General features: G+C 55.0%; 16 protein-coding genes. 8 read left to right on the forward strand and 8 right to left on the reverse strand.

What is annotated here, in order from left to right; all coding sequences use genetic code 11:
* The first annotated feature begins 555 nt into the window (after positions 1–555).
* Genes AC27VO_RS11295 through AC27VO_RS11310 form a run of 4 tightly spaced genes read left to right on the forward strand, consistent with a single transcriptional unit; the run spans position 556 to position 7,388 of the window.
* Positions 556–3,174 carry an AAA domain-containing protein gene (locus AC27VO_RS11295; protein ID WP_488666814.1) on the forward strand — a complete coding sequence of 873 codons (2,619 nt, stop codon included), beginning with the start codon at positions 556–558 and terminating at the stop codon, positions 3,172–3,174.
* Positions 3,164–4,384 (forward strand): hypothetical protein, encoded by a 1,221-nt coding sequence (locus tag AC27VO_RS11300; RefSeq protein WP_488666815.1) that lies wholly within the window; start codon positions 3,164–3,166, stop codon positions 4,382–4,384. Before AC27VO_RS11295 ends, AC27VO_RS11300 begins: the two co-directional genes overlap by 11 nt.
* Positions 4,384–5,910: a phospholipase D-like domain-containing protein gene (locus tag AC27VO_RS11305; protein ID WP_488666816.1), complete on the forward strand. Its 1,527-nt coding sequence runs from the start codon at positions 4,384–4,386 to the stop codon at positions 5,908–5,910. Before AC27VO_RS11300 ends, AC27VO_RS11305 begins: the two co-directional genes overlap by 1 nt.
* Positions 5,910–7,388, forward strand: a complete 1,479-nt coding sequence (locus tag AC27VO_RS11310) for a sigma-54-dependent transcriptional regulator (RefSeq protein ID WP_488666817.1) — start codon at positions 5,910–5,912, stop codon at positions 7,386–7,388. The genes AC27VO_RS11305 and AC27VO_RS11310 overlap by 1 nt, the downstream gene beginning before the upstream one ends.
* A 170-nt stretch (positions 7,389–7,558) precedes the next feature.
* Here AC27VO_RS11310 and AC27VO_RS11315 read toward each other — a convergent pair whose 3' ends face one another.
* Complete coding sequence (locus AC27VO_RS11315; protein ID WP_488666888.1) at positions 7,559–9,928, reverse strand: DNA polymerase II; 2,370 nt, start codon at positions 9,926–9,928, stop codon at positions 7,559–7,561.
* 342 nt (positions 9,929–10,270) lie between these two features.
* Here AC27VO_RS11315 and AC27VO_RS11320 point away from each other — a divergent pair, with 342 nt between their 5' ends.
* Positions 10,271–10,465, forward strand: coding sequence for a helix-turn-helix transcriptional regulator (locus AC27VO_RS11320; protein WP_488666818.1), 195 nt, complete (start codon positions 10,271–10,273; stop codon positions 10,463–10,465).
* A gap of 69 nt (positions 10,466–10,534) precedes the next feature.
* Here AC27VO_RS11320 and AC27VO_RS11325 read toward each other — a convergent pair whose 3' ends face one another.
* From AC27VO_RS11325 to AC27VO_RS11340, 4 genes are all read right to left on the reverse strand, one after another.
* On the reverse strand, positions 10,535–11,002 hold the full coding sequence (locus tag AC27VO_RS11325; RefSeq protein WP_488666819.1) for an HAD domain-containing protein: 468 nt from the start codon (positions 11,000–11,002) through the stop codon (positions 10,535–10,537).
* Positions 11,003–11,029: 27 nt separating this feature from the next.
* Positions 11,030–11,479, reverse strand: coding sequence for a LexA family protein (locus AC27VO_RS11330; RefSeq protein WP_488666820.1), 450 nt, complete (start codon positions 11,477–11,479; stop codon positions 11,030–11,032).
* 2 nt (positions 11,480–11,481) lie between these two features.
* Complete coding sequence (locus tag AC27VO_RS11335; RefSeq protein ID WP_488666821.1) at positions 11,482–12,792, reverse strand: Y-family DNA polymerase; 1,311 nt, start codon at positions 12,790–12,792, stop codon at positions 11,482–11,484.
* A gap of 259 nt (positions 12,793–13,051) precedes the next feature.
* Complete coding sequence (locus tag AC27VO_RS11340) at positions 13,052–13,474, reverse strand: hypothetical protein (protein ID WP_488666822.1); 423 nt, start codon at positions 13,472–13,474, stop codon at positions 13,052–13,054.
* 151 nt (positions 13,475–13,625) lie between these two features.
* Here AC27VO_RS11340 and AC27VO_RS11345 point away from each other — a divergent pair, with 151 nt between their 5' ends.
* Complete coding sequence (locus tag AC27VO_RS11345) at positions 13,626–13,862, forward strand: helix-turn-helix domain-containing protein (protein ID WP_488666823.1); 237 nt, start codon at positions 13,626–13,628, stop codon at positions 13,860–13,862.
* A gap of 145 nt (positions 13,863–14,007) precedes the next feature.
* Here the strand turns inward: AC27VO_RS11345 and AC27VO_RS11350 are convergent, their stop codons facing one another.
* Positions 14,008–15,699 (reverse strand): site-specific integrase, encoded by a 1,692-nt coding sequence (locus AC27VO_RS11350; RefSeq protein ID WP_488666824.1) that lies wholly within the window; start codon positions 15,697–15,699, stop codon positions 14,008–14,010.
* Positions 15,696–16,754 (reverse strand): ParB/RepB/Spo0J family partition protein, encoded by a 1,059-nt coding sequence (locus AC27VO_RS11355; RefSeq protein ID WP_488666825.1) that lies wholly within the window; start codon positions 16,752–16,754, stop codon positions 15,696–15,698. Before AC27VO_RS11355 ends, AC27VO_RS11350 begins: the two co-directional genes overlap by 4 nt.
* Before the next feature lie 734 nt (positions 16,755–17,488).
* Here AC27VO_RS11355 and AC27VO_RS11360 point away from each other — a divergent pair.
* Positions 17,489–19,465: a hypothetical protein gene (locus tag AC27VO_RS11360; protein WP_488666826.1), complete on the forward strand. Its 1,977-nt coding sequence runs from the start codon at positions 17,489–17,491 to the stop codon at positions 19,463–19,465.
* 422 nt (positions 19,466–19,887) lie between these two features.
* On the opposite strand, the gene AC27VO_RS11365 is transcribed toward AC27VO_RS11360, so the two are convergent.
* Entirely contained in the window at positions 19,888–20,445 is a 558-nt protein-coding gene (locus AC27VO_RS11365) for a hypothetical protein (RefSeq protein ID WP_488666827.1), read from the reverse strand.
* Positions 20,446–20,951: 506 nt separating this feature from the next.
* On the opposite strand from AC27VO_RS11365, the gene AC27VO_RS11370 reads away from it, so the two are divergent.
* The gene (locus AC27VO_RS11370) at positions 20,952–21,857 is read left to right on the forward strand and encodes a TIR domain-containing protein (RefSeq protein WP_488666828.1); all 906 of its coding nucleotides are present in this window, start codon (positions 20,952–20,954) and stop codon (positions 21,855–21,857) included.
* Positions 21,858–21,873 lie beyond the last annotated feature (16 nt).

Consider the following 21,873-nt stretch of genomic DNA (forward strand, 5'->3'; position numbering starts at 1 on the left):
AAGCGCGTGTCTCAGCGCGCATCAACAACCTGTAACTTATTATGGCAAATCCGGATTTGGAGAGCTGAATGCAAACCAAGGAAGTGGCGAAAGGCAGCTCAAGGCTGATCTCAGTCACTGAAGCTGCAGCACCTGAACGACTGCTGCAACACACAGCGGACATTCACATGTCGTCATGTCGCGCGAAGGCTGCACCTCGCTCAGCTGCAGTTCCCTTACTCTCGGTTCGAGCGGCGTCTACCGTGTCTGCTAAGCAGCGGCGGTCGCTGCACAGCTACACACTGATGTTTTCGAGTGCTTCGTTCGGGGTAGAGCCGTTAGTAGAGGCGCCCAAGCGATCGCTGCTTCACCGCAATGAGTTTGCCCCACCAATCCAGCACTTCTTATTTCTGCGGGCGTATTCACCAGTTGACGGGTGAAAACACCCTAGTGCCAAATAACGATAGACGAAGAACCGTATTATTGATAGGCAGTTAGGTCGTCGTGGCAGGCTGGCGCGACTCTTGCAAATGTTGATGGCGGCCACTTTGGTCGCAAATCGGCATGAGAGGTTCAATGGCATTACTTCACTACAACAACCTGGATGTCGCTCGACCGGACATCCTCCTCAAGAGCGTCTTCTTCGGCCTGAAGACGTTCCATGACTTCCTTCGGCGCACGAAGGACTACATGGAGAGCGACGCCGCCGTGAAGCGGCTCGCGTGGAAGCCCGGAGCACCGCCTGAGGGTGATCAGGCCGGCAGCCCGCGTGGCTTCTGGATCCAGCTTGAGGAGCCTAGAGACCGCCCAAACGAGCCGGAGTCCACGTTCCGTGCGTTCATGGACGAAAACGTCCGTGACGTGTTCGAGCGGATCGCCGACGACCCGGATGCCTCGGCTGACCGCCGTAGCAACGGCCGCAAGAAATTTGCTGATGACCGCAGGCTTCTGGTGCTCGATCGGGACCCCGAGACCTCCCAGCTCCTGGTCGATCGCCGCCCCAAGGGCGAAGAGCTGCTCTTGCGACCGAACACACTCACCTTGCTGCGGCAGATTCAGGCACTGCAGGCGCTCCAGAACGCGCCCTCGCCGGCGCATCGGCCGCTGCTGCGCCTGACGGAATCCGCGGAGCATGCACGGTGGCCTTCCTTCGAGCCCGCCGGGATTGAGGACGGCGGCTGGATGGTGCTGACCGATGAGACGCGGCCAGGCACAGATGAGCAACGTCGCTTCGTCGAAATCGCCCTGGCAACGCCTGACTTCGTGCTTTTAGAGGGACCACCAGGCTCAGGCAAGACCACAGCCATCTGCGAGTTGGTGCTGCAGCTGGCCAGGCAGGGCAAGCGTGCGATGCTTTGCGCATCCACCCACGTCGCCGTCGACAACGTGCTCGAGCGGCTGATGAATGAGCGCAACCCGCACCGTGATTGGGTCATCCCGGTCCGAATCGGTGAGCGAAGAAATGTCTCCGAGAAAGCCGGCCCCTGGCAGCTCGAGCGCTTCGTGAAAACCGAACGCGAGCGTCTGCTTAGGCACCTCGACGGCCGCCGAGGCCTGAGCGAGTCCCAACAAGCTCTGTTGGAGGAGCTCAGAAATGGGGCGACCGCCATCGAACGCATGGTGCTCGACGCTGCCAATCTGGTTTGTGGGACGACCATCGGCATCCTGCAACACCCCGACATCAAGGCGAGCGGGCACGCGGCCGTGAACTTCGATGTCTTGATCGTCGACGAGGCGTCCAAGACGACGTTTCAGGAGTTCTTGGTTCCTGCGCTGCTCGCGAAGCGGTGGGTGGTCGTCGGGGACCCGAAGCAGCTGTCGCCCTACGTCGACGATGCCGCGATGTCCGTCAACGTTGAGGCATGCCTCGGCGACGAGGACACCAGGAATGCCTGCATTGATGTCTTCATGGCGAGCCAAGATGACCCACGGAGGCGGCGAGTGGCTGTCGTATCCATCGATGAAGCGAAGGCGATGGAGGTGTATTCCGCGCAGGCCGCCGCTCGTGGTGTTGTGCTCGCGGACGCCAGCAACGATGACGCGATGTGGAGCGCTGCCGTGGTCGCCGGAGCAGTCAACCATCTCGAGCGCCGAATAGAGGAACTACCGCTCGATGTCGCCACGGTACGGCACGCCGGCGATGGCCTGGACGCCATCCGACGCAGGGCTGATGCATGGTTGCGAATCTCAGGGCGTGGTCGCGAAGAGCAGCCAGAGTGGGCCGCCGAGGTCGCCTGGCGCATCGCCCGTCTCTACGAGCAGCGCTTCGTACAAGAGGCCGAGCCAGGTGTGCCCCAAACCCGTTCGACGAGTCAGCGGCTACGCAAGCAGATAGAAGCGCTGCTGCCAGCAGCCGAGACCAGCGTCAAACCGGAGGCGATTTGGGCCGAGATTGATCGTGTCCGCAGGGTCGCACTGCCCTCCATCCTCGAGTCGCTTCGCCAAGGTTTTGAGCGTGACCCGCAGGCGACGAGGCCGACTGCGCTCTCAGACGGGTTGCCGGCGTCAGCGCTCCGAGTGCGCCATGTGCTGCTCAGTACGCAGCACCGCATGCATCCGGAGATTGCGGCATTCCCGCACGAGAGCATCTACGAGGGCGAGGCTCTCTTCACACCGGAGCAGATGGCGGACGAGCGTACCTGGAGCTTTCGTCGCCACGCGCACAGGGCTGTCTGGCTCGACGTTCGGGGCAGTTTCAACAGCCGCTTCAACATTAACCCCGCCGAGGCGGGCGCGGTCATTGATGAACTGCAGGCGTTTGACGCCTGGGCAGCCAATAACCCTCGGCGCGATGGGCGGCCATGGGAGGCCGCAGTGCTGACCTTTTACCGAGGTCAGGAGCGCGAGATCCGCAGTCACCTTCGGCGCTGGACCCGACAAGCGAGCGGCATGCGGCATTTCACGAGAGGACCGAAGGCCAAGCCGCATCTGACCATTGAACTTTGCACCGTGGATCGCTTCCAGGGCCACGAGGCCGACTTGGTGATCCTCTCCTTTGCGAGCGCCCGCCCAACGAGCTTTCTTGAAAGCCCGAACCGGCTGAATGTCGCACTCACCCGGGCGCGGTATCAGCGCATCGTCGTCGGAGATCGTCACGCCATGAAGAGAGCCCAGCCTTCCATGCTGGGCGTGTTCGCCGAACAAGAAGTTTGGGAAGCACAGATCAAAAAAAAGGGAGGAACTCATGCGAGCTAACGGCCTTGCTGATCTCGGCAAGCTATTGAAAACAGCACCTGCCACGGCTGCTCCGGAGAAACGTGCAGCTCAATCAACCCAGCCAACATCCACCGGCGCTGCTGGCGCCATCCGCTTGACCAGGGAGATCCGAGTTGAGTGTTGGCGCGTGATTGGCCAGGTCGCGAAAGCGGCAAAGCGCAACGAGCTGCTCCCCACCCTACTGCGAGCCCGCGAGCGCGGACAGACCGATGCAAGGGACATAGCTGAGCATCTGCTCTTCGAGTCCGGCTCACGCCAGGTCATCGCCCAGCGGCTGCTGCAGATCGCAGAGCGGTATGGGCTTCTCGTGCAGGAGAACCGCCAGTACCGCCTGACCGAGTCCGGGAGCGCGGCGCTGGAAACGAAGCAGATCTTCGTCCCTGAGCACGGAACTTGGACTGTGTGGGTCAGCAAAGATCCGCTGCTCAGCGCCGTCATCCTTCGCGTTGAGCCATGGCGAGAGTCGACTGCTTATGACGAAGTTTGGGGCGAGGGGCGCGACAAGGCTCCAAAGCGTCGCTTCGAGAAGCTGCCGCGGTGGGTGCGAGACGCGGAAGGCGTTATCACGACACCGTTGGTCGGAAGCACATCACTTCGTGTCGACCAGCTCGAGCATGAGGGGGAGGTGGCCGACGCTGAGACGACGCTTCGGGCGACGTGGGATGTCACTGGCGCTCGCATGAGGATCGGCGGAACCTTGGGTGGCATGCCCGTGAATGCTGTCGTTGGCGCGCCGGAGATGGCTGCCGACGCAGTCTGGATGCAACTGATCCAGGCCGAGGGGCTGTGGTCGCAATGGGACGGCGCAGTCGATGCGCTGAGGGTCGGCTTCGACGAGACTATTGCCGGCGAACGCGAGTCTCTCGTCCGAGGTGTCTACTTCAAACGCCCTGACATCGAGTCACTTGGAAGTTTCGACGCAACGACGGTAGAGGGGATCGCGTTGCGAGCACGCTCTGCCCAGGACGCCACGCGCTGGGCGGAGTGGCGGCTTCGAGAGCGCATTCAGGACTACGCAGTCACCGATCACTTCGGCGCCTGGAAAGCGGATGCGGTCAAGCCGTTCGCTGAGTTTGACCCACCCACGCCGACCAGGCATGAGCTTGCAGAGTCGGCCTGGCGTGACCGCACGGACAGACCGACACCGAGTACATGGCACTTGGTTGCTGCCGAGGATTGGAGCCTGTGATGACGATAAAGAAAAACGCCACTTGGCAGAAGCGATTCGTCGAGACCATCGACCAGCGAAAACGTGAGTTGCCACCGGCGTGGGTGTCCATGCCTTCTGTCGCCAACGCGCGCAGCGAACGAGGACAGGCCGTGTTTGAGTCTGGCCGGAGCCGGGAGATGGCGAACGCCGTTGTCGCGTTGCTTTCCCAGGCTCGCGAGAAAGCGGTGATGTCCAGCTTCCTGCTGGCCGACAAGGGTGTCGAGGACGCGATTATGGATGCGGGAAAGCGCGGAGTTCGCGTCTATGTGCTGCTGGCATCCGAGGCGCGACTCGGGCGCGAGGAGGGCGAAGGCGAATTCGACAAGCGCGTCCTCGACCAGCACAAAGCGATGCTCACCCGCCTGGGTGGGCATGCACTATTCCGCTCTGCACCACACTTCCACGCGAAGGTCGTCGTGGTTGATCCGGAAACTCGCCCGGCGGGCTTGTTGCTCACAGCGAATCTCACCACCGAAGCGCTCGAACGGAACGAGGAACTGGCCGTCAACCTCACCGCTTCGGAGGTGTCCGAGGTCACCGGCTACCTGAAATGGGCGATGTGGGAGGCTGCGGAGCACGAGCTGATCGATCCGAAGGACCGTTTCAAGGCGACGCGCCCCCTCGGAAAAGTGCCCCACCCTGACCCCGGCAAATCGATTGTGGCGACCACTGTGAAAGCCAGCGCTATTCAAGAGGAGGCACTGCGACTCATCGATGGGGCCAGGTCGCGCATCGTGGTCAGCAGCTTCGGCTGGGACGAAGATCACGCCGTCGTCAAACGGCTCTGTGTCCGAGCCCGTGAAGGCCTGCACGTCACCGTGTTGGCGCGAGTCCGTCCCTCGTCGATGCCTGCACTCTTGGCGTTGGCCAAGGCTGGCGCCACCGTTCTCGGGTTTCGCTGGTTGCACGCCAAGGCGATCTGGATCGAATCGGGGCAGTCGCTGTTGATGTCGGCGAACTTGCAGAGCGATGGACTGGACCATGGCTTCGAGCTGGGCCTGCGACTGTCCGATGGGCGCTCGCACGAAATGTTGGAGCGGCTCGAAGGCTGGTGTGCCGCTGCGCCGTGGTGCCTCGAACCTAAGCCACTCCTCGGTGCTCTCCTCGGCAAGGTGAAGCTTTGGAAACAGGAGCAGATCGTCGACGCTGAGATCGTCACTTCGGTTGACGTGGATCTCGGTACGGTCACGGCCGAATCTGCCGCTGTGATCGAGGCTCGCCGGCCCCGGCTTCCGGCCGAAACAGCATCGCTGCCGACACTTGCCCACGAGCTGCGTTGCGCTTGGCTGGTGACTGCGCCGAAGTTGGCCGCCAAGGCCAAGGAGAAGATGCGGCCGACCGCAGAGAAGGATCAGTCCGTTACTGGCTATCAGCCGGCCGTGTTCCGCGAACCGCGCGGTCGCCTGGTGGTCGCCGTTCGATCTGTCGACGAGCTGGACCAGGCACGCGTGGTGATGCGTGAGGTCGATGCCGCCACCATCGTGGTCGCCGAAGGGGTGGACTGATGGACCGGCGCACGGGAACTCTGCTCTGCTGGCACGCCGAGCGCGCGGGCATCGAGGTGCTGGACCGCGCCATCAAGGCGCTTCAGAACCGGCGTATCGACATCGATCGCGTGCTCTACCTCGTTCAGGCACAGCGAACTCCTGATATTCCAGCAACGATTGGATATGCTGCGGTCGACCCCATCCACATCCTGCTCGATGATCCAACTCGCCACGCAGCGATCTACGAGCAGGTGCGCGATAGGGTGCTTCCGCGGCTGCGTGATCTTCGGGATAGCCTGCACATCAACGTGTCGCCGGGTACGCCGGCGATGCACAGCGTATGGCTCATGCTTCATGCAGGAGGAGCGTTCCCCGAAGGCACGCATCTGTGGTCGTCGCAGGTGAGTCGCGAGACGGGCCGAGTCCGCATCGACCCAGTCGACTTCTCGATCACGACGTACCTCGCTGAGATACAGCGCGTGGCTCGGCTCCAGCCCCAGCTGGCAGTCTACGAGGCGCAAGCCCGCTCTGCCGCCCGTCGCCAGGCCTTGGATCACCTCGCTCGGTATGCACGCGTTCTCGGCGCGCCCTTGCTGATCCTCGGCGAACGGGGCACCGGCAAGACCCGCCTGGTCGAGACGTACATCGCAACCCTCAAAGGTCGAAAGCGCGTTGTCACCGTCCCATGCGGCGGGCTGGACTCGGCACTCGCAGAGAGCTTGCTCTTTGGCCACCGCAAAGGTGCCTTCACAGGTGCGGCAGGCGATCGGCCTGGTCTCGTGAAAGAAGCGGATGGCGGGATTCTGTTCCTGGACGAAGTGCAGGACCTCCCCAAACCCGTGCAGCGCAAACTCGTTCGCGTGTTCCAGGATTGCCAGCGTCGCTACAGACCGCTTGGCAGCGATCGCGAGGAAACTGCCGATGTCGAGCTGGTCTGCGCATCCAACCTACCCATGGCCGAACTGCGGGAGCGCCTCGACGCGGACCTTTTCGACCGGCTCAGCCACCTGTCCGTCACGGTCCCACCGCTGCGGGAGTGCCGAGATGATCGCAAAGACGATTGGAACCGGGTTTGGCGAGAGTGCCGGCAACGCGAGGACCTTCCTGCCGATCCGCCATGGACACCCGAAATCGATGCTGCGCTTCAACACAGCGCGCTGATGGGCAACCTCCGAGACCTCCAGCGCCTGGCGGTGTTGTGCATTGCTTGGTGGTCGGTGCCGGACCAGAGCGTGGACATCGCTAGCGCAATCAACGAATGGTTGCGATTCACCACAACTAACAAACCCGAGATCAGCGAACTCGGGGAAGGAACCCGTGCGGCGCGGATCCGCTGGTTTCGCGATCGACTCGCCAAGTGGGCTAAAGAGCGGCACGGAACCTGGGCTGCAGCCGCCAAGGCCCTCGGATGTGACGAGAAGACACTTCGTCTCGACTTGGCCACGGCTGGGGGCAACGACTCTGTCTCTGAAGTACCGGACGAGAAGGATCGATAGCGCACTGCAGGTTAAAGAATCCATTCGTGCAGGGGATTGCGATGTCGTTGCCCGTCTGGTTATGGTGGCACAAGCTGCCCATCAATTGCCGGGAGCTGAATGACAGCAGCCGCTGCATAGCCGTCGTTGATAACACTCATGCTGCACTACGTCTCGAGGTCTGTGGGCATCTAAAAAAGATGCTTCTGCGGAGAAATCAGCTTGCTAAAGCTCTCCCCTAATGGAATCAGGATTGCATCTGCAATGGGCTGGAGCTGCTTACTGAGATAGTGCTCGTAGTCAATGGCTGAGGTTTGCACCTCCAGTGGCTCTGGTCCATTCCGGGTCATGACGTACTGAATCCAGCCCCCGTTTTGATACTGCGTGGGCCGCTGCATACGCCGGTTGTATTCATCTGCAATGCGCGCAGCTCTGACTTGGGGGGGCACATTCTTGACGTACTCATCCAAGTGGTGCCTTAGGCGCTTGCGGTAGATGAGTTCATCATTTTTGTGACCCGCCAAGGTGGCTTGCACGTACTCAGCCACAAACGCTTTGTATGGCTCGCCTTTGAAGACCCGTGAGAGCAGGCCATCCTGGAACTGACGCGCCAACAATGTCCAGTCGCTGCGTGCCATCTCAAGCCCTCTAAAAACCATGGCTTCCTTGCCATCAGCATCCACACTTAGCCCTGCATAGCGCTTTTTACTGCCAACATCCGATCCGCGGATGGTGGGCATGAAGAACTTCTTGAAGTGGGTGTCGAATTCAATTTCTAGATGGCTGTCCAAGCCTTGTTCATCCTTCAAGGTTTTGGCCCACCAAGCATTGATATCTCTGACCAACTCCGCAGCAACTGCATGGGCCTGCTCGTTCGTATGTCGAGTTTTAAGCCAGATAAAAATGGAGTCAGTGTCGCCATAAATGGCTTCATACCCTCGTGCCTCCACAAAGTCACGGGTGGCCTTGACCATGGCATGCCCGCGCAAGGTAATGGCAGAAATCAGCTTGGGATTAAAAAACCTGCATTCGAATGCCCCCAGCACACCCGCAAACGAGTTCATCACCAGCTTCAGGGCTTGTGACAGTGGCTCATTCTTGTTGCGTTTGGCTTCATCACGTGCTTGCCACAGTGACGTGACGATTCTGGGCAAGCAATGCTTGTCCCTAGAAAACAAGGTGTCCAGTGGACCCTTAATGGGATTTGGAGAGTCGTTGTAGGTTCCTTCAACCAAACCTACCGGATCGACCAAGAAGGTTCGGATGATGGAGGGGTACAAGCTTTTGTAATCAAGGACTAGAACGGAGTCGTAAAAGCCTGGCTTGGAGTCCATGACATACCCGCCGGGTGAGGACTTACCTTGTACATCCCCTACGTTCGGTGCCACATACCCCAGCCGGTGCATGCGAGGCAGATAGTGGTGGCTAAACGCTGCAATCGAGCCACCAAAATTATCAAGCTGAAGCCCCGTGGTGTGTGCACGCTCCATCGCAAATGACAGCAGCTTGGCCTTGTCAAAGATGCGCAGCACCAATTCGCAGTCTTTGATGTTGTAAGCAGCTAATGCCGGCTTGTCTTCTTGATAGCGACGCTCGATCTCAGCCATCTTGTCGTACTCGGAGCCAATTTCTTTGCCTTCGGCCAGCATTTGCTGGGCCACGTTTTCCAAACTGAATGATGGAAAGCTCCACATGGCAGCTCGCAGCGCTTCAATGCCGTCGACGGCCACACGTCCTGGCATGGGTGCAAACAGGTACTCTTGCTTGCCGGGATGTGCTCGCCAAGCCATGGGTTGGCGCTCCCGCCCCAGCAGCAGTGGCACCTTGGCTGCATCGGCATTCTTTTGCAGCACTCGCAGGTCAAACTGCACTACGTTCCAGCCAATGATGACGTCTGGGTCATGCAACTCAAACCAGTCGTTGAGCGCTTCAATCATGGCTTTGCGAGTGGCAAAGTATCGCAGTGCAAAGTCTGTAGGCCCAAGCTCATTCTCAGCAGCGACACCTAGCATGAACACTACGCGCTCACCCAATCCATCTAAGGCAATGGAGTAAAGCTCGGAGTGCTGACTGGTTTCAATATCGAGAGAGACGACCTTCAGCTTCGGCCTGAAGCTTGGCGCTGGTAGCAGTTTGCAGTCCTTGCAAACATAGCTGTCTAGCTGCCCTCCATGGACTTCCACACCAGCGGTGATGAAGCGCTCCATCAAATAGCGTTCATGGGGGCGAATATCTGCTTCAAGCAGCCTGAGGCCTTGTGTCTGCAGTGAACGCGCAAGTTTTCCCAATTGTCGAAACTGCTGGGCATAGACGCCAACGACGGGCTGATTCTGGAAACTCTTGAGATCCAGATCCCGCAAGTACACGCCAGATGCACCAAGAAGCTGCGCCTGTAGAGCGGCCTTGTGCTGTGCCTCGACAAACGCCACCGAAGTCTGCTGGGTCAACACCACCTTCAGTGGCCCGTTCTCCGTAGCCAACCAATATTCGATTTCTGTACCTGCGCTGGTATCTCTCCAATTGCGGGTCAGGATGAAACCAAAGATGGGTGAAGGTTGCACGAAGCTGAAGGACAGAAATTTGGGGAAGCTAAATTGTCTGCGATGAACCAAGCAGGGCTTGCAGTTCAATTCAGTGGATTGGGCAACTTTGGGGGCATCAGGTCACTGAATTTTTGAAGATCTGTTAGGTCTCTAATGTCTAAAACCCCACGTCAGGCACATAAAAGTGCAGATGTGTGCGCTTATGTACAAGAAATGAAGATTTTTTTCCTTACGCTCCACTTCCATGATTTTTTTGACGAAATGTGCGAATAATTCCTCATCAAGGCGACAGATTGGTTGCGCCCGGCCAAGCACTTACCGCTAGGTCCCACAACAAATTTTCTTGATAGAGGTTTCCTCATGGATAACAAAAACTTTCAACCCACAGACCACTTGCTCAAAGTGGCGGATGTTCAAGCCATCTTGAAATTGAGTCGGTCTGCTGTGTATGCGGCGATTCGCGCGGGCGATTTGCCCAAACCCATCAAGATCGGTAAATCTGCACGCTGGAAGGCGTCGCGGATTGAAAGCTTGATTCATCAGTTGGGTGCCTGAACCTACCGTTGAACACAGAACCAACGGCTTGCATGTGCAGGCCGTTTTTTATGGAGGAATTTGATTTCCTCAGCCTTGCTGCAGCCAGCCTTGAAGCTTTTTCTGCACAACAGGATCAGATAAGCCTAGGGCTGAATTGCACAAGATCAATTGAGGCCAGTCGCCAGGAAAAAATTTTATGACATCGTCCAGGATGACAAAGTCTTCTATGGAGTGCTCGATGACATAGGCCCTGATTGCCTCATCACGTGCTCCATGCCGCACTGCACCGGCAAAGTGGGAGCCAATGCTTGCCAATAGTTCAGCCAACTCCGGCTCTTTGATATAGAGCCGCCACGAGCTGGAAACTACGACACACACGTTGTCATGCTCTGACAGCATGCGCTCCAGCACTGGCAGATGTTCGAAAGTCTTCGGCCAACCCGCTCGAATTTCTGCAGGTGTAAGCGGTGGCTTCGCACCGGCTATGGCTTTGGGCACGTGCAGCACGCCATCAAAGTCCAGGAACAAGACACGTGTTTGATGGGCTTGCAGCATCTATTGGCTCCTCGTGAGTTGTAGTGTTTATGGTCGATGTAGCTCTGTCACTGCTGCCATCACGACACCCCAAACTTCCAATGTCTGCCCTTCTTTGAGCTCAAAGGTCGGGTAGTTGTCATTGGCAGGTTTGAGTGCGTACTGCCCATCTTTAATGCACAGTTGCTTGACGGTGAACTCCCCATCAATCGCTGCCACCACCACATCTCCGTGCTTGGGTTGAACAGAACGATCTACTGGGATCAGGCAGCCATCTGGTATACCTACATCTTTCATACTGTCGCCGCACACGCGCATCACAAATGTGGAAGTTGGTCGGGGTGCAATGCGCGTAGCCAGATTCACTGGCGTAAAAGCAAAATCTTCCGCAGGGCTTGGGAAGCCACCTTGCACGGAGGTTGGGAGCAGTTTGAGATCCATGCTGCCAATGCTGATATCCAGCACTCGGCAGGTGGTGTGGGTGTTTAAGTGATTCATGGCTACTTTGCGTACGCTATCGGGATGTCTTCCCAACATGTGGTGTAGTGCGGCGAGCGCTTGTCCTGCTTCATGCGCCAACTTGCATTGGGACTGTCTTCGAATCCGCTGGAAGCCAATTTGAGGGTCCCACGGCCAAATCTTTGATTCACAGTATCGAGGGCTTGCATCAGCCTTTTTCGCTCTGCAGTGTGCTCTTCAGATGCTTTAAATAGAGATGTCTGTTGCTGTGCATGCGCACTGTGCAGATCCATCAAGATGACACCCGCTTTGGATAATCTGAAGCCCGATTCATAGACGCGCTGCATGCCTTGTAGGGCCGCATTGACCAGCACCGCCGTATCAGAAGTAGGAGTAGTGAATGGAACCGTAGCACTGCCTGTCCAAGGTTCTTGTTTGCTAAAGGGTGATGTATAGGCAAACACCAAGAGTTGCCCTGCGACCAAACCATCACGCCGCGCCTTTTCTGCAGCACGGGTGGCAAATTCGCTGATGGCCTCAAGCAGGGGGTCAAATTCGGTCACTGGATTGCCAAAGCTGCGTGTGCAAGCTATTTGTTGTTTAGGCGCAGGTGCAGTTTCAAGGTCAATACAACTGATGCCTTGCAGTTCCAACACAGTTTTTTCTAGCGTCACGCTCCAGCGTTTTTTTGCTAATGCCGCTGGCATACAAGCCACATCCCAAGCTGTGTGGATGCCAGCTTGTGCAAGCTGTTTGGCTATGCGCTTGCCAATGCCCCATACATCACCAGCAGGTGTTGCTTTGAGCAATTGTTCCTTTTGCGCAGTCGAGACTTCTTGCCAATTGCACACACGCATCAACTCTGCGGGGTAGGTACCGGGCTTGCGTTCAGCATCTTTGGCGATGTGATTGCACAGTTTGGCCAGCGTCTTGGTTGGTGCAATGCCGATGCAGCAAGGAATGCCCAGTGAGCGCTGGATGCGTGCACGTATCACCCAAGCTCTGCGAGTGAGCTCTGGCACACCATGAAGCCCCTCTATAAAACTCTCGTCGATCGAGTAGACCTCTTGCTCAGGCCCCATGCTTGCAGCCAGCCGCATCATTCGGCTGCTGATATCGCCATACAAGGTGAAGTTAGCAGACAGACTGACTAATCCGGCAGACTGTTCCAGATGCTTGATCTGAAAGTATGGCTGGCCCATCTTGATACCCAGCGCTTTGGCCTCTTCACTGCGCGCTATCGCACACCCGTCGTTGTTCGACAAGACGATGACAGGCACGCCCTGCAAGCGCGGGTTAAAGGCCCGCTCGCAAGAGACATAAAAATTATTGCCATCGATGAGTGCAAACATGTCATTACTGTATACAAACACAGTATTTGTCGCAACTGGCTGTTATGGATATCCGAACCACCAACACAGTTCTTTGCTCCATCTCCCGCTCCTCCCCAGTTTCATGCTTCGCATCTTTCGAAGAGAAGTTCCGCCCTTTGCATGTACGCCTTGCGCGTGCATGCAAATTGCGCGTTGGGTGGGTAATCCGTAGGGAGGGCGCGGCGCTACGCGGCCCTCCCTCGTATGCAACTTTGCAGGCGGATAGCAATTAATTGACCTATTTCGGCTCCGTCTCCTGACCATCGCTGTAGACCAGCCAAAACGGACCCGCTTGATCTTCGGCTTTGGCCAAATCACTTTTGAAATTAAGCATCCTGTTCACTGTTTTCACTTTGAAATGCGTATGCGCAGGATTGCTAAGCACGTATCGAATGCTTTCTGCACTCCACTGGGTCTGGCCTTGCGGCCAATGCACCACAGTGGCTTGTGCAATGGCGTGATGGGAGAGATCTCTCAGTCTCTTCACCATCCTGGCTGGATCACTGAACATGCAGCGCTCGAACTCTCCTTTTTTGTTGGTGCCTTGAACCAAGAAAAAATGCTCCGCAGTCAACCTGGCTCCGGTCCAATAGCGATGAGCGTATTGAGTTTCCGTGGGATGCAAATCCTCTTTCTGATGGGTCACAAACAGAGTCGTCATAGCGGCACTCCATGACGGTGCACTTGAATGCTCCATCTAGTTTCAGCATGTAGAAGTGATGAGTTCATATCGATTTATTCCTTTTTAGAATAGTCTATTTTTGACTATTCCAATTTGGTTTGCACCATCGCGGGTTTTCAAGACCCTGTATATGGACAAATCGATTCATTCGGCGCAGTACACGTCGTTTCTCACTTTGATCAAAGCTGCACGGATAGAACGCAACATCACCCAAGTGCAACTTGCGCAGAAGTTGGAAGTAACGCAGGTGTTTGTGAGCAAGTGCGAACGTGGGGAACGCCGCTTAGACATCATCGAAACCATGCGCTGGTGCCAGGCTCTTGGCATATCTTTGGCTGAATTGGCTCGGCAGTTGGAAGACTGCTGAGGCTCCATACACAGATCACTGCTAGATCAGTGCTTTCCGTACAAGGAGTTCCTCGTAACTTGGTCATGTCCCCATCCTTTATGGATGTTGCGCGTAAGCGCCTGCACACGCAAAGTTGCTAAGCCACGCCCCTCGCTATCGTCGACTACGGTTGCCTACTGGCTTTATCCTTACGACTGGATTGCGCTTTCCCTTTTTTAGATGCTTGTGCTTGCTCGATACCAGCCCTGCTGGCTGGGCGCACAGGTCGCGCCGTTTGCAAAAACGCTTTTTGCAGTGCGACTGTAAATTTGGGCCTTTTTGAGCCAGGCCACCGAAGCCCGTAATGCCGGACAGTGTCAGCCGTGATTTCACCCAATACTTTGGCTATATCTGTAGATGTCCATTTTTTGGAGCGCAGATCCGTTGCAAGCTGGTGCCTGAACAAGTAAGCACTGAGACAAATTGCACTGCCATCTGGGCGCTTTGCGCCTTTCAACACTCTTGAGGTCAATCCATTGAGGTAACTGCGAAAGTTATCTGGATGAGCTTGCACGATGGTAGCTACATCAAGTTTCAAACCATCCACAAACCAATCAGGCAAGTCCTTAACATTTAAGGCAAAGCGTCTCCAAGGTTGCCCTGATTTGGGTGTGACTTTTGCACCTCGGATTTCCACCTCGACAACATCTTTGCGCCGAATTACCTGCACACCTTTGTTCAGCTCTTCAGGCCGCATGCCGCAAAATCGCAGTAGCACACATGCATTGCGATAGGTTGTTGAAGTGACGCACTCTTCAATGAAGCGCGTGGGCCAGTAATCGTCGAGGTGTGCCAAGTCCTCCCGTTTGCTTCGCTTGGGTTTAGGTTCCAAGTTCACCTGACCGCTGCAAAACTCATACGTCAGTTTGCGCAACGATGCCAACTCATGCACAGCCACTTTAATTTTTGGAAAAAGCGCTAAGGAGGCATCTGCACCCACGTTGGCCTGCAAGGATTCATATGCATTGAGTAGTCCTTCTAACTCTAGCGCTGCACGCCATGACAAAGCAGCTCTGTATGTATAAAACGTGGACTTGCGCTGGACAAACTGCATCAAAACTTCATACCAAGCCCAATGCGTCTCCTCGAAGAAGTGACATCTAACATCATCTAAAAAATGGCAATCTTTTTGGTATGCAGCAATGGTTTTTGCAGAGGGTTGCGTGTCTTTGCGATGGCTGCGCTGGGCTTGGAGGCCGTCTAATAACTGCCTGCCCTCAGCCAGCCACTCTTGGACTTCTTGCGCACTGAACATGGATGACAGGCTGACTGGCTTTTGCACAAGCTGAGGTGAAACTGCCATGTCCGCCTTTTGCTTTTGCACCAACTCGTGCAAAGTCTTCAGCAAAGGGCGCACTGCAACGGGCAATGCTTCGATTCGAGCCAAGATGCGTCGTTGTTTCGCAGCCGTGTCTTCTTCGAGCACAAAGACCGCATCGTTTGCGGATACCGCATCGCACAGCGATGGTCTCGATGACGAAGTCATCTGCTGCGCATCTGTGATTTCAGCGCTTTTATGATGCTGAGCATCAGGGCTCGCACAAGCCGCGCCCAAATTCACCTCCCGCACGGCGGTCGGAGAATTTGTCACGTCTCCTGCTGCAAAAGAGGTTTTTGTGCCCTGATGGGGCTGGACTGCGCTGCGCGCTCCCCCCTCTGACGCGGGGGGACCGTCCAACATTACCGAGCCTTCCGAAAATGAGGTGGTTGATCCAGCTTCGCTGGGCTTCGGTAATGTGGACTTCCCTTCGTCATCGAAGGCAGTTTTCGTGTGCGATAACCCATCGGCTGCGCATTTTTTAGAAGAGGCATTCATGCTTGTGCCTCCTCATTACCGAAGCTGTCATTTGCCGCTGTTTTGACGCTTTTATCGTTGACCGTTTGCGTTGTGCTTGATATCACTTCAGTTGCAGCAACTTCGCCTTTACCTGGCTTGATGCGCAAAACTTTGCGTGCAATAAATTGCTCCACACATTGCGCCAGTGCCTGCTGCTGAGGCTGTGACATCGCTGTTTGCAGTGCGATCACCAACTGACCAGACTTACCTGCCTTAATTTCGCCCACCACCTTGCCTTGGACTTTGAGGGGCGCTTGCAGCGGGGTGTTGAACGGTTCAACACCTGTATCTTGGGGCGTGTGGCTGCTGGCGGCTTGGGCTAATTGTTCCAGCACTTGCTTGGCAGGCAAGCCTTGTCCTTGGAGCTGTGCTGCAGCTTCGATCACCGTATCCGGTGCTGTTGCCACCAGATCTTTGAGTGCTTTGGAGTCCGCGTAACGAATATCTTTAGGGCTATTGAAGGCGTGCACCACTTCCATCGGTAAGGCTGCTATGTCCATGGCTTTTTGCACCATGGAGGCATTGATGCCAATCAGAGTGGCCAGTTTGCGCATCGACAGCTCTGTACTGGCTTGGGCTTTGATGTGCGCAAGTTGCTGCCCCAACTCCCAAGGACTGAGTGCCTCACGCAGATGGTTTTCTATCAAGCGATCGACCAGAGCTTGCTCGGCTGAAACATCAACTACTAAAGCTCGCACGGGCAAGGTGTGACGCATACACGCATGCAGCCTTCGTGCCCCTGCAATCAACTCGTATTGATAGTTACCTTGCACATCAGGGAGCTTGCGTACATGGATGGGCTGCTGATTGCCTTTGCCCAGCAGGATGCTCAGCGACAGTGCTTCCATCGCTTCATCGTCCATTGACTCTGCTGTGCGATTGGGGGCACTGCCTGGGTCAATCACCCGAGGATCAAGGATGAGAACGAATTCAGGAGGTGTTTCGTGGGTGGTTGCGAGGGGAACAGCCTTGTTGGGATGATTCGGGGTATCGGAAGCTGCTTTCGAACTGGGGGATGAGGGTTTTGCGGCCATAAGTCTCTCCTTGGGTTGACTGAATAAAGCAGCAACACACAGGAGATACTGAGCATGGTCAGCGCTGTGACTGGACGAAAAATTGCCTCGGTGCTGCACCCCTCAAAAATTGAGAAGCACATGAAATACTAGGCATTTTTTGACAAAAAAACCAAGGACATGGATTTTAAGAAGTGGTTTATTTCGAGCATTTTTTGTTTGCTTTGCAGCGTTTGCAACCTATCAACCAAGCAGCACGAAGGACTGTTCTTCACCAATGAGCCGTCACATGCGTCAAGTAAGGAAAGGGCACTATCCAGGAAATGCGGGCCGATTCAGTGTGACAGACGCTCTTAATAGACAGTGAGAACTTGGAATAAAGCCTGACCTGAGTCGACCATCTTGAACCCGGCGTCCCTCCATTAGCCTACTGAAGGCTATATACCAACGTCCTATGTACTTTTTTCCTGAGACGCTGCCAAAATTCCTGAAAAAAGGAGACAAAGGGGATGATTGAGGACGACAAGGACCTTTGTGGCAGCAAGGGGGCGAACGTTGCGCAAAAAGATAGCCCGATGCGATGGGCCTTAGGTCCCGATGGCATCGCAACGCACATCTTCAGCATCCCACCGGAGAAAACAGGCTCTGCATGTGAATGCACATGCCCAGGTTGCCAAGAGCCACTTCAAGCTGTAAACGCTCGCCTGAATGTTCCTGGTACTCCCGTGTGGAGTGCTAGTCGGACCGGACGAACCATGAGTCAGTTCTTTCGACACCCATCAGGCCATTCCCGAACATCCTGCCTACAGAAAGCATCACAGCTCGCAACGCTGACGCTCTTTACGACGTTTGGACTCATTGAAGTTCCAGCTCCGATTTCAAGCCAACGCTTTGAAGGCGTATCCGGAAAGGTATACGAATCCGAGGTGCGCGGGCGGCAGCAAAGCCTGCTTGTGCGCCGTAGCGCGTGGATTGACCATCAGCGTGCTAGTCTTACTCTGGAAAGCGGTCGCGAGATCTTAGTTGTTCTTGAAAGTAGCCATCCGGATAGCAGTGACCCAGACTTCGATGGCGTTATAAGTGTCAGATGCGACGATCCCGAAATTGCAGGGCTGACAATGGAAGAAATCCTCGCACGTGTAGTACTCAGTGACCAGTACACGTGCTGGGTGCGCCACTGGGAAGATGAAGAACTGAAGGAAAAGGCGTTCGAGCAAGCCAAGGCCGATGCCATTGATGCGCTTGACTGGATCTCTGATGAAGCAGCGATAGATCTAGGAGGCGATGTCAAACTCACAAGAGAAAGCCTGCTGCACTTAGTTATCAAGCACATCATTGCCCAAGCGGGATACATCATCACTCCAGACTTTGTAGAGCACATTTCATACGGACATCATTTCATGCGCGACGAAGTGGTGCGACTTCCCGGTGCGCACCATACGCTGCAGAACGTGCGGCTAGAACATGCCTTGCCCGGTATGGTCCCAGATGTCTACTGCGACATCGTTGAGAACAGCAAAACCTATCCACTGGCCATAGAAGTATTTGTCACCCACGGAATTTCCGCGCAAAAGCTCAGCACCATCAAAGCCATGAGTCTGCGTTGCCTAGAGGTCGATGTGGCCCGTTTCAAGGAGCATGGCCAGCTCTCTATTGAAAAACTGCGCGAACTAGTACTCAACGACCCCAGCTCAAAAGTATGGAAGCATCACCCAGACATTGATTCAGCTCTAGATGCAGCACGTGCACGGATCAAAGAGCATGATGCTAGGGTTGAGATAGAAAGGGTTAAACACCAAGAGTATCAACGCAAAATTCAAGCGCAAGAAGCAAGGCGGCTTCAGGAAATAGCCAGCGCGAAGGCACAGTACAAGCTAAAGATAAGCAGTGCTCCCGTCGAAGTTCTGCCTGAGATTTTCAAAGATGCCGTCGTGCATTACCTAACCGAAGTCAAGCGCGGGAATACTGAGGAATGCTTCGTAGTACCCTCTGAGCTTGCTGTGGAAATGCGTAGAGCTGGGTACGACAATGCCGGAGACCGATTCTTTTGGAACTTGGACGGCACCATGATGCTTCTTATGTCGCTGGCTTGGGGGGCAAAGCTACCCCCACCGAAGCGAGACAGGCTCGTTGACCAAGTCTTTCATCTCTACAACAAAGAACCCTCATTCTTTCCATTGGTGCTACGTGCCATTAAGCGATTCGGCGTCCAACTCACAGCTACACAAGAACAGAAGTTAGGCATAGCCAGAAGGTACGCTTGGGAGTCCATCAAGAAAGGAGAGTCCAAATTTGCCCGCCATAACCAGTACGACTCGCTCATAGGGGTGATCCTCCCAGTTTTGCTACCCGACTTGGCCGAGCCAGAAGGAACTCTTAATGATGTACATCGCAGGCAGACTGTGTTGAAACACGAGTTGGACCGCGAAAGAGCACAAAAGCAGGCGCAGGCATTGGAACATGCTCGAAATGAAGTAGATCTCATCGAGTGGATAAGCCCACCATTGAGTGCGGCCAACGCATACAGGATCTTCACCTCATGGGAGGTTGAGAGTTATTGCACTCACTCGATAGGTTTTAGCTCAGCACGAAGTAAAGAAGTGATCGACATGGCCTATGAGGAAAGCAAGCTTGGCGGCCCCATACGCAGTTGGGTTGAATGGGTCGGTATCAACTCAGCAACCGACGTGCTCAAAATTGTTGAGCTTGCCCGCAAGCTCAAGCTCATCTGACAAGTGAAACTGCTTCTTCACTTGATATAGATAACTCATCGGTTGGAAAAGCCAAGAATATGCACCTTTTCCGTGTCGTTCACCTCCTGTGAGCATGATTTGTGCCTGCTGCAACGGCTTCAAGGCCGCTCCTAATTATGCAATCGCAGTAATACGATCGGAGACTCTCAACCTAAAACAGGCTGTGGTTGCTACTTCCACTTTGCAGCGGTTGCCGCCTGTCGAGCTCGCAACATGAATGACTGCTGTTTACCAAGTAGCAGTCATCAGTAAATCACATAGTTCCATAGCGGTGTTCCTCGTTGTGGTGTCGGCTGCTGCTATCAAGGTACCTTTGCAGCGTGAATCGATCAAAATTCTCTTGGGCCACCCCTCTACCTAGAGACAAACCTCCTACTCGCAGTAGGTTGGGCCAAATGGCATTAGTTCTCCAAATTATGCTTGCCGCGTAGGTGCCGTACCAAGTCTGCTGTACGTAACTGAACCGGACTTAGTTTTCGCGCAGGAATACCCAAATCATCTGGCGTAGTTCCAACTTCTATCTCTGCAGCATCTTTCGCCATGACATCAAGATAAGCAAAGCCATGGACCTCGATTGAGTGACCTCCAGGGAAAACCAGTTTCAAGAACCCACTATCGTCGTCGGGATCAGTCAGATCTCCCGTTGGCAACACACGTACGCCCGTGTACATGTGAGTCAGTGGCCCATTGAGATCCAGCACGTAATGAAACTGCGGTAACTGCCGCAAAGCGTTGATATATCGGGCGCTCAAATTCACAGCTTTGGTCATGTCGATTTTTTCAAGATAGTTTGCGAAATCAATCTGCTCTCGAATCCAGGCTGCGTTACCAAGCTTATCCAACTTGGTGCGCTGCTCATCTGTCAGCAGAAGCTTGTATGCCATAGCACCATCGGGGGAAATAGGCTTGCGTCCTTGTCCCCTTCCTGCACCTCCGCGTAATGAAGTGATGTCGTTCATCCGAGAATTTTTAATGATTTAAGACCCTGAAAAACAAAAATCAGCATACAAACAACAAAAATTATTTTTTGTTTTTTGACCCTTCAATTCAAAAAACAAGTTCTACCATCGGAGATGCCTCTTGACGAACGGTAAGGAACTGTTTGGGGACATTGCCCACACGCATTCAACAATCAATAGTTTGGGTAATCAGCCTTAAGCTGTCTTCATATCCTAGGTTCTGCTTTGCAGCTAAAGCATCAATTTGAAGTATCCAGAAGCGGACTTTCAAAGATCGTGAAGGTCCAATGAAAGCGTTGAGGCTTGGAGTAGCCGTTGATTTTTCTGGGCTCAACAACCGCAGCTAGGAGTCGGAGCCTACCCATCGAATTGACACAGCGAATACCGCCCGATACATTTGTTAGCACTCGAGATAGAAGAGTGCTAACAAGTCTCAGGTTAACTCAGTACGCAAAGAGAAGATTCATTTCGAATATCAAAAGGGTGCAGAGATGGAGTGTGTAGAGATGCTCAAGCGGTTCGAAGCAACGGAGGGGCGGGCTGCGTTAGAGGAGGCTTTATTACAACAACGCATCGTTTTAGGGAATGACGCCCTGGCCGCTCAGCTCGCCGACGTAGGGACACCTATGTCAGTAGCGATGGGCACCGCCATCATCAATCAGGGCGCGCATGATTCGGACGTGTTCTTCATCCTCACAGGTCAGTTTCAGGTAAAAGTACATGGACGCGAAGTGGCGAAACGAGGTCCCACTGAGTTAGTGGGAGAAATGTCCGCAGTTGTATCCACTGCTTCTCGCTCAGCCACAGTTGTCGCTCTAGAACCCTCCGTAGTGCTTAAAGTCTCTTCACAGGATTTCAAGGAGGCTGCAAACAAGTACCCAAGGATGTGGCAGCAGATCACAAGGCAATTAGTTGATCGCTTACACCAGCGCAACAACCTTGTGCGGCCTGCGCATCAATCTGCCCGTGTTTTCATCATCTGCTCTGTCGAAGCGCTGCCCATTGCGCGCGCGATCGAGATGCAACTGGAGCACGACAAAGTCTTCGTAAAGATCTGGGCAGATGGCGTCTTTCGTGCTTCTAAGTACCCTATTGAGAGTCTGGAGGATCAACTGGACGAGAGCGATTTTGCAATAGCAATCGCTCAGCCTGATGACTCTGTCACAACAGCGCGCGGCGTGACTAAAGATACTCCGCGTGACAACGTGATTTTTGAGCTTGGTCATTTTGTTGGGCGCCTGGGTCGACTTCGTTCAATACTTCTGGAGCCGCGCGGCGAAGAGGTTCATCTTCCTTCAGATCTTTCGGGCCTCACGACGATCGGTTATCGCAATGATCGAGACCCAGCATCAAACGTAAGCACTACTTGCAATCGACTGCGTGAGCTGTTCAACGAACTCGGCCCCCGGTAATAAGTTCCCAATACCG

Source organism: Comamonas sp. 14P8.1.4, assembly GCF_057799285.1.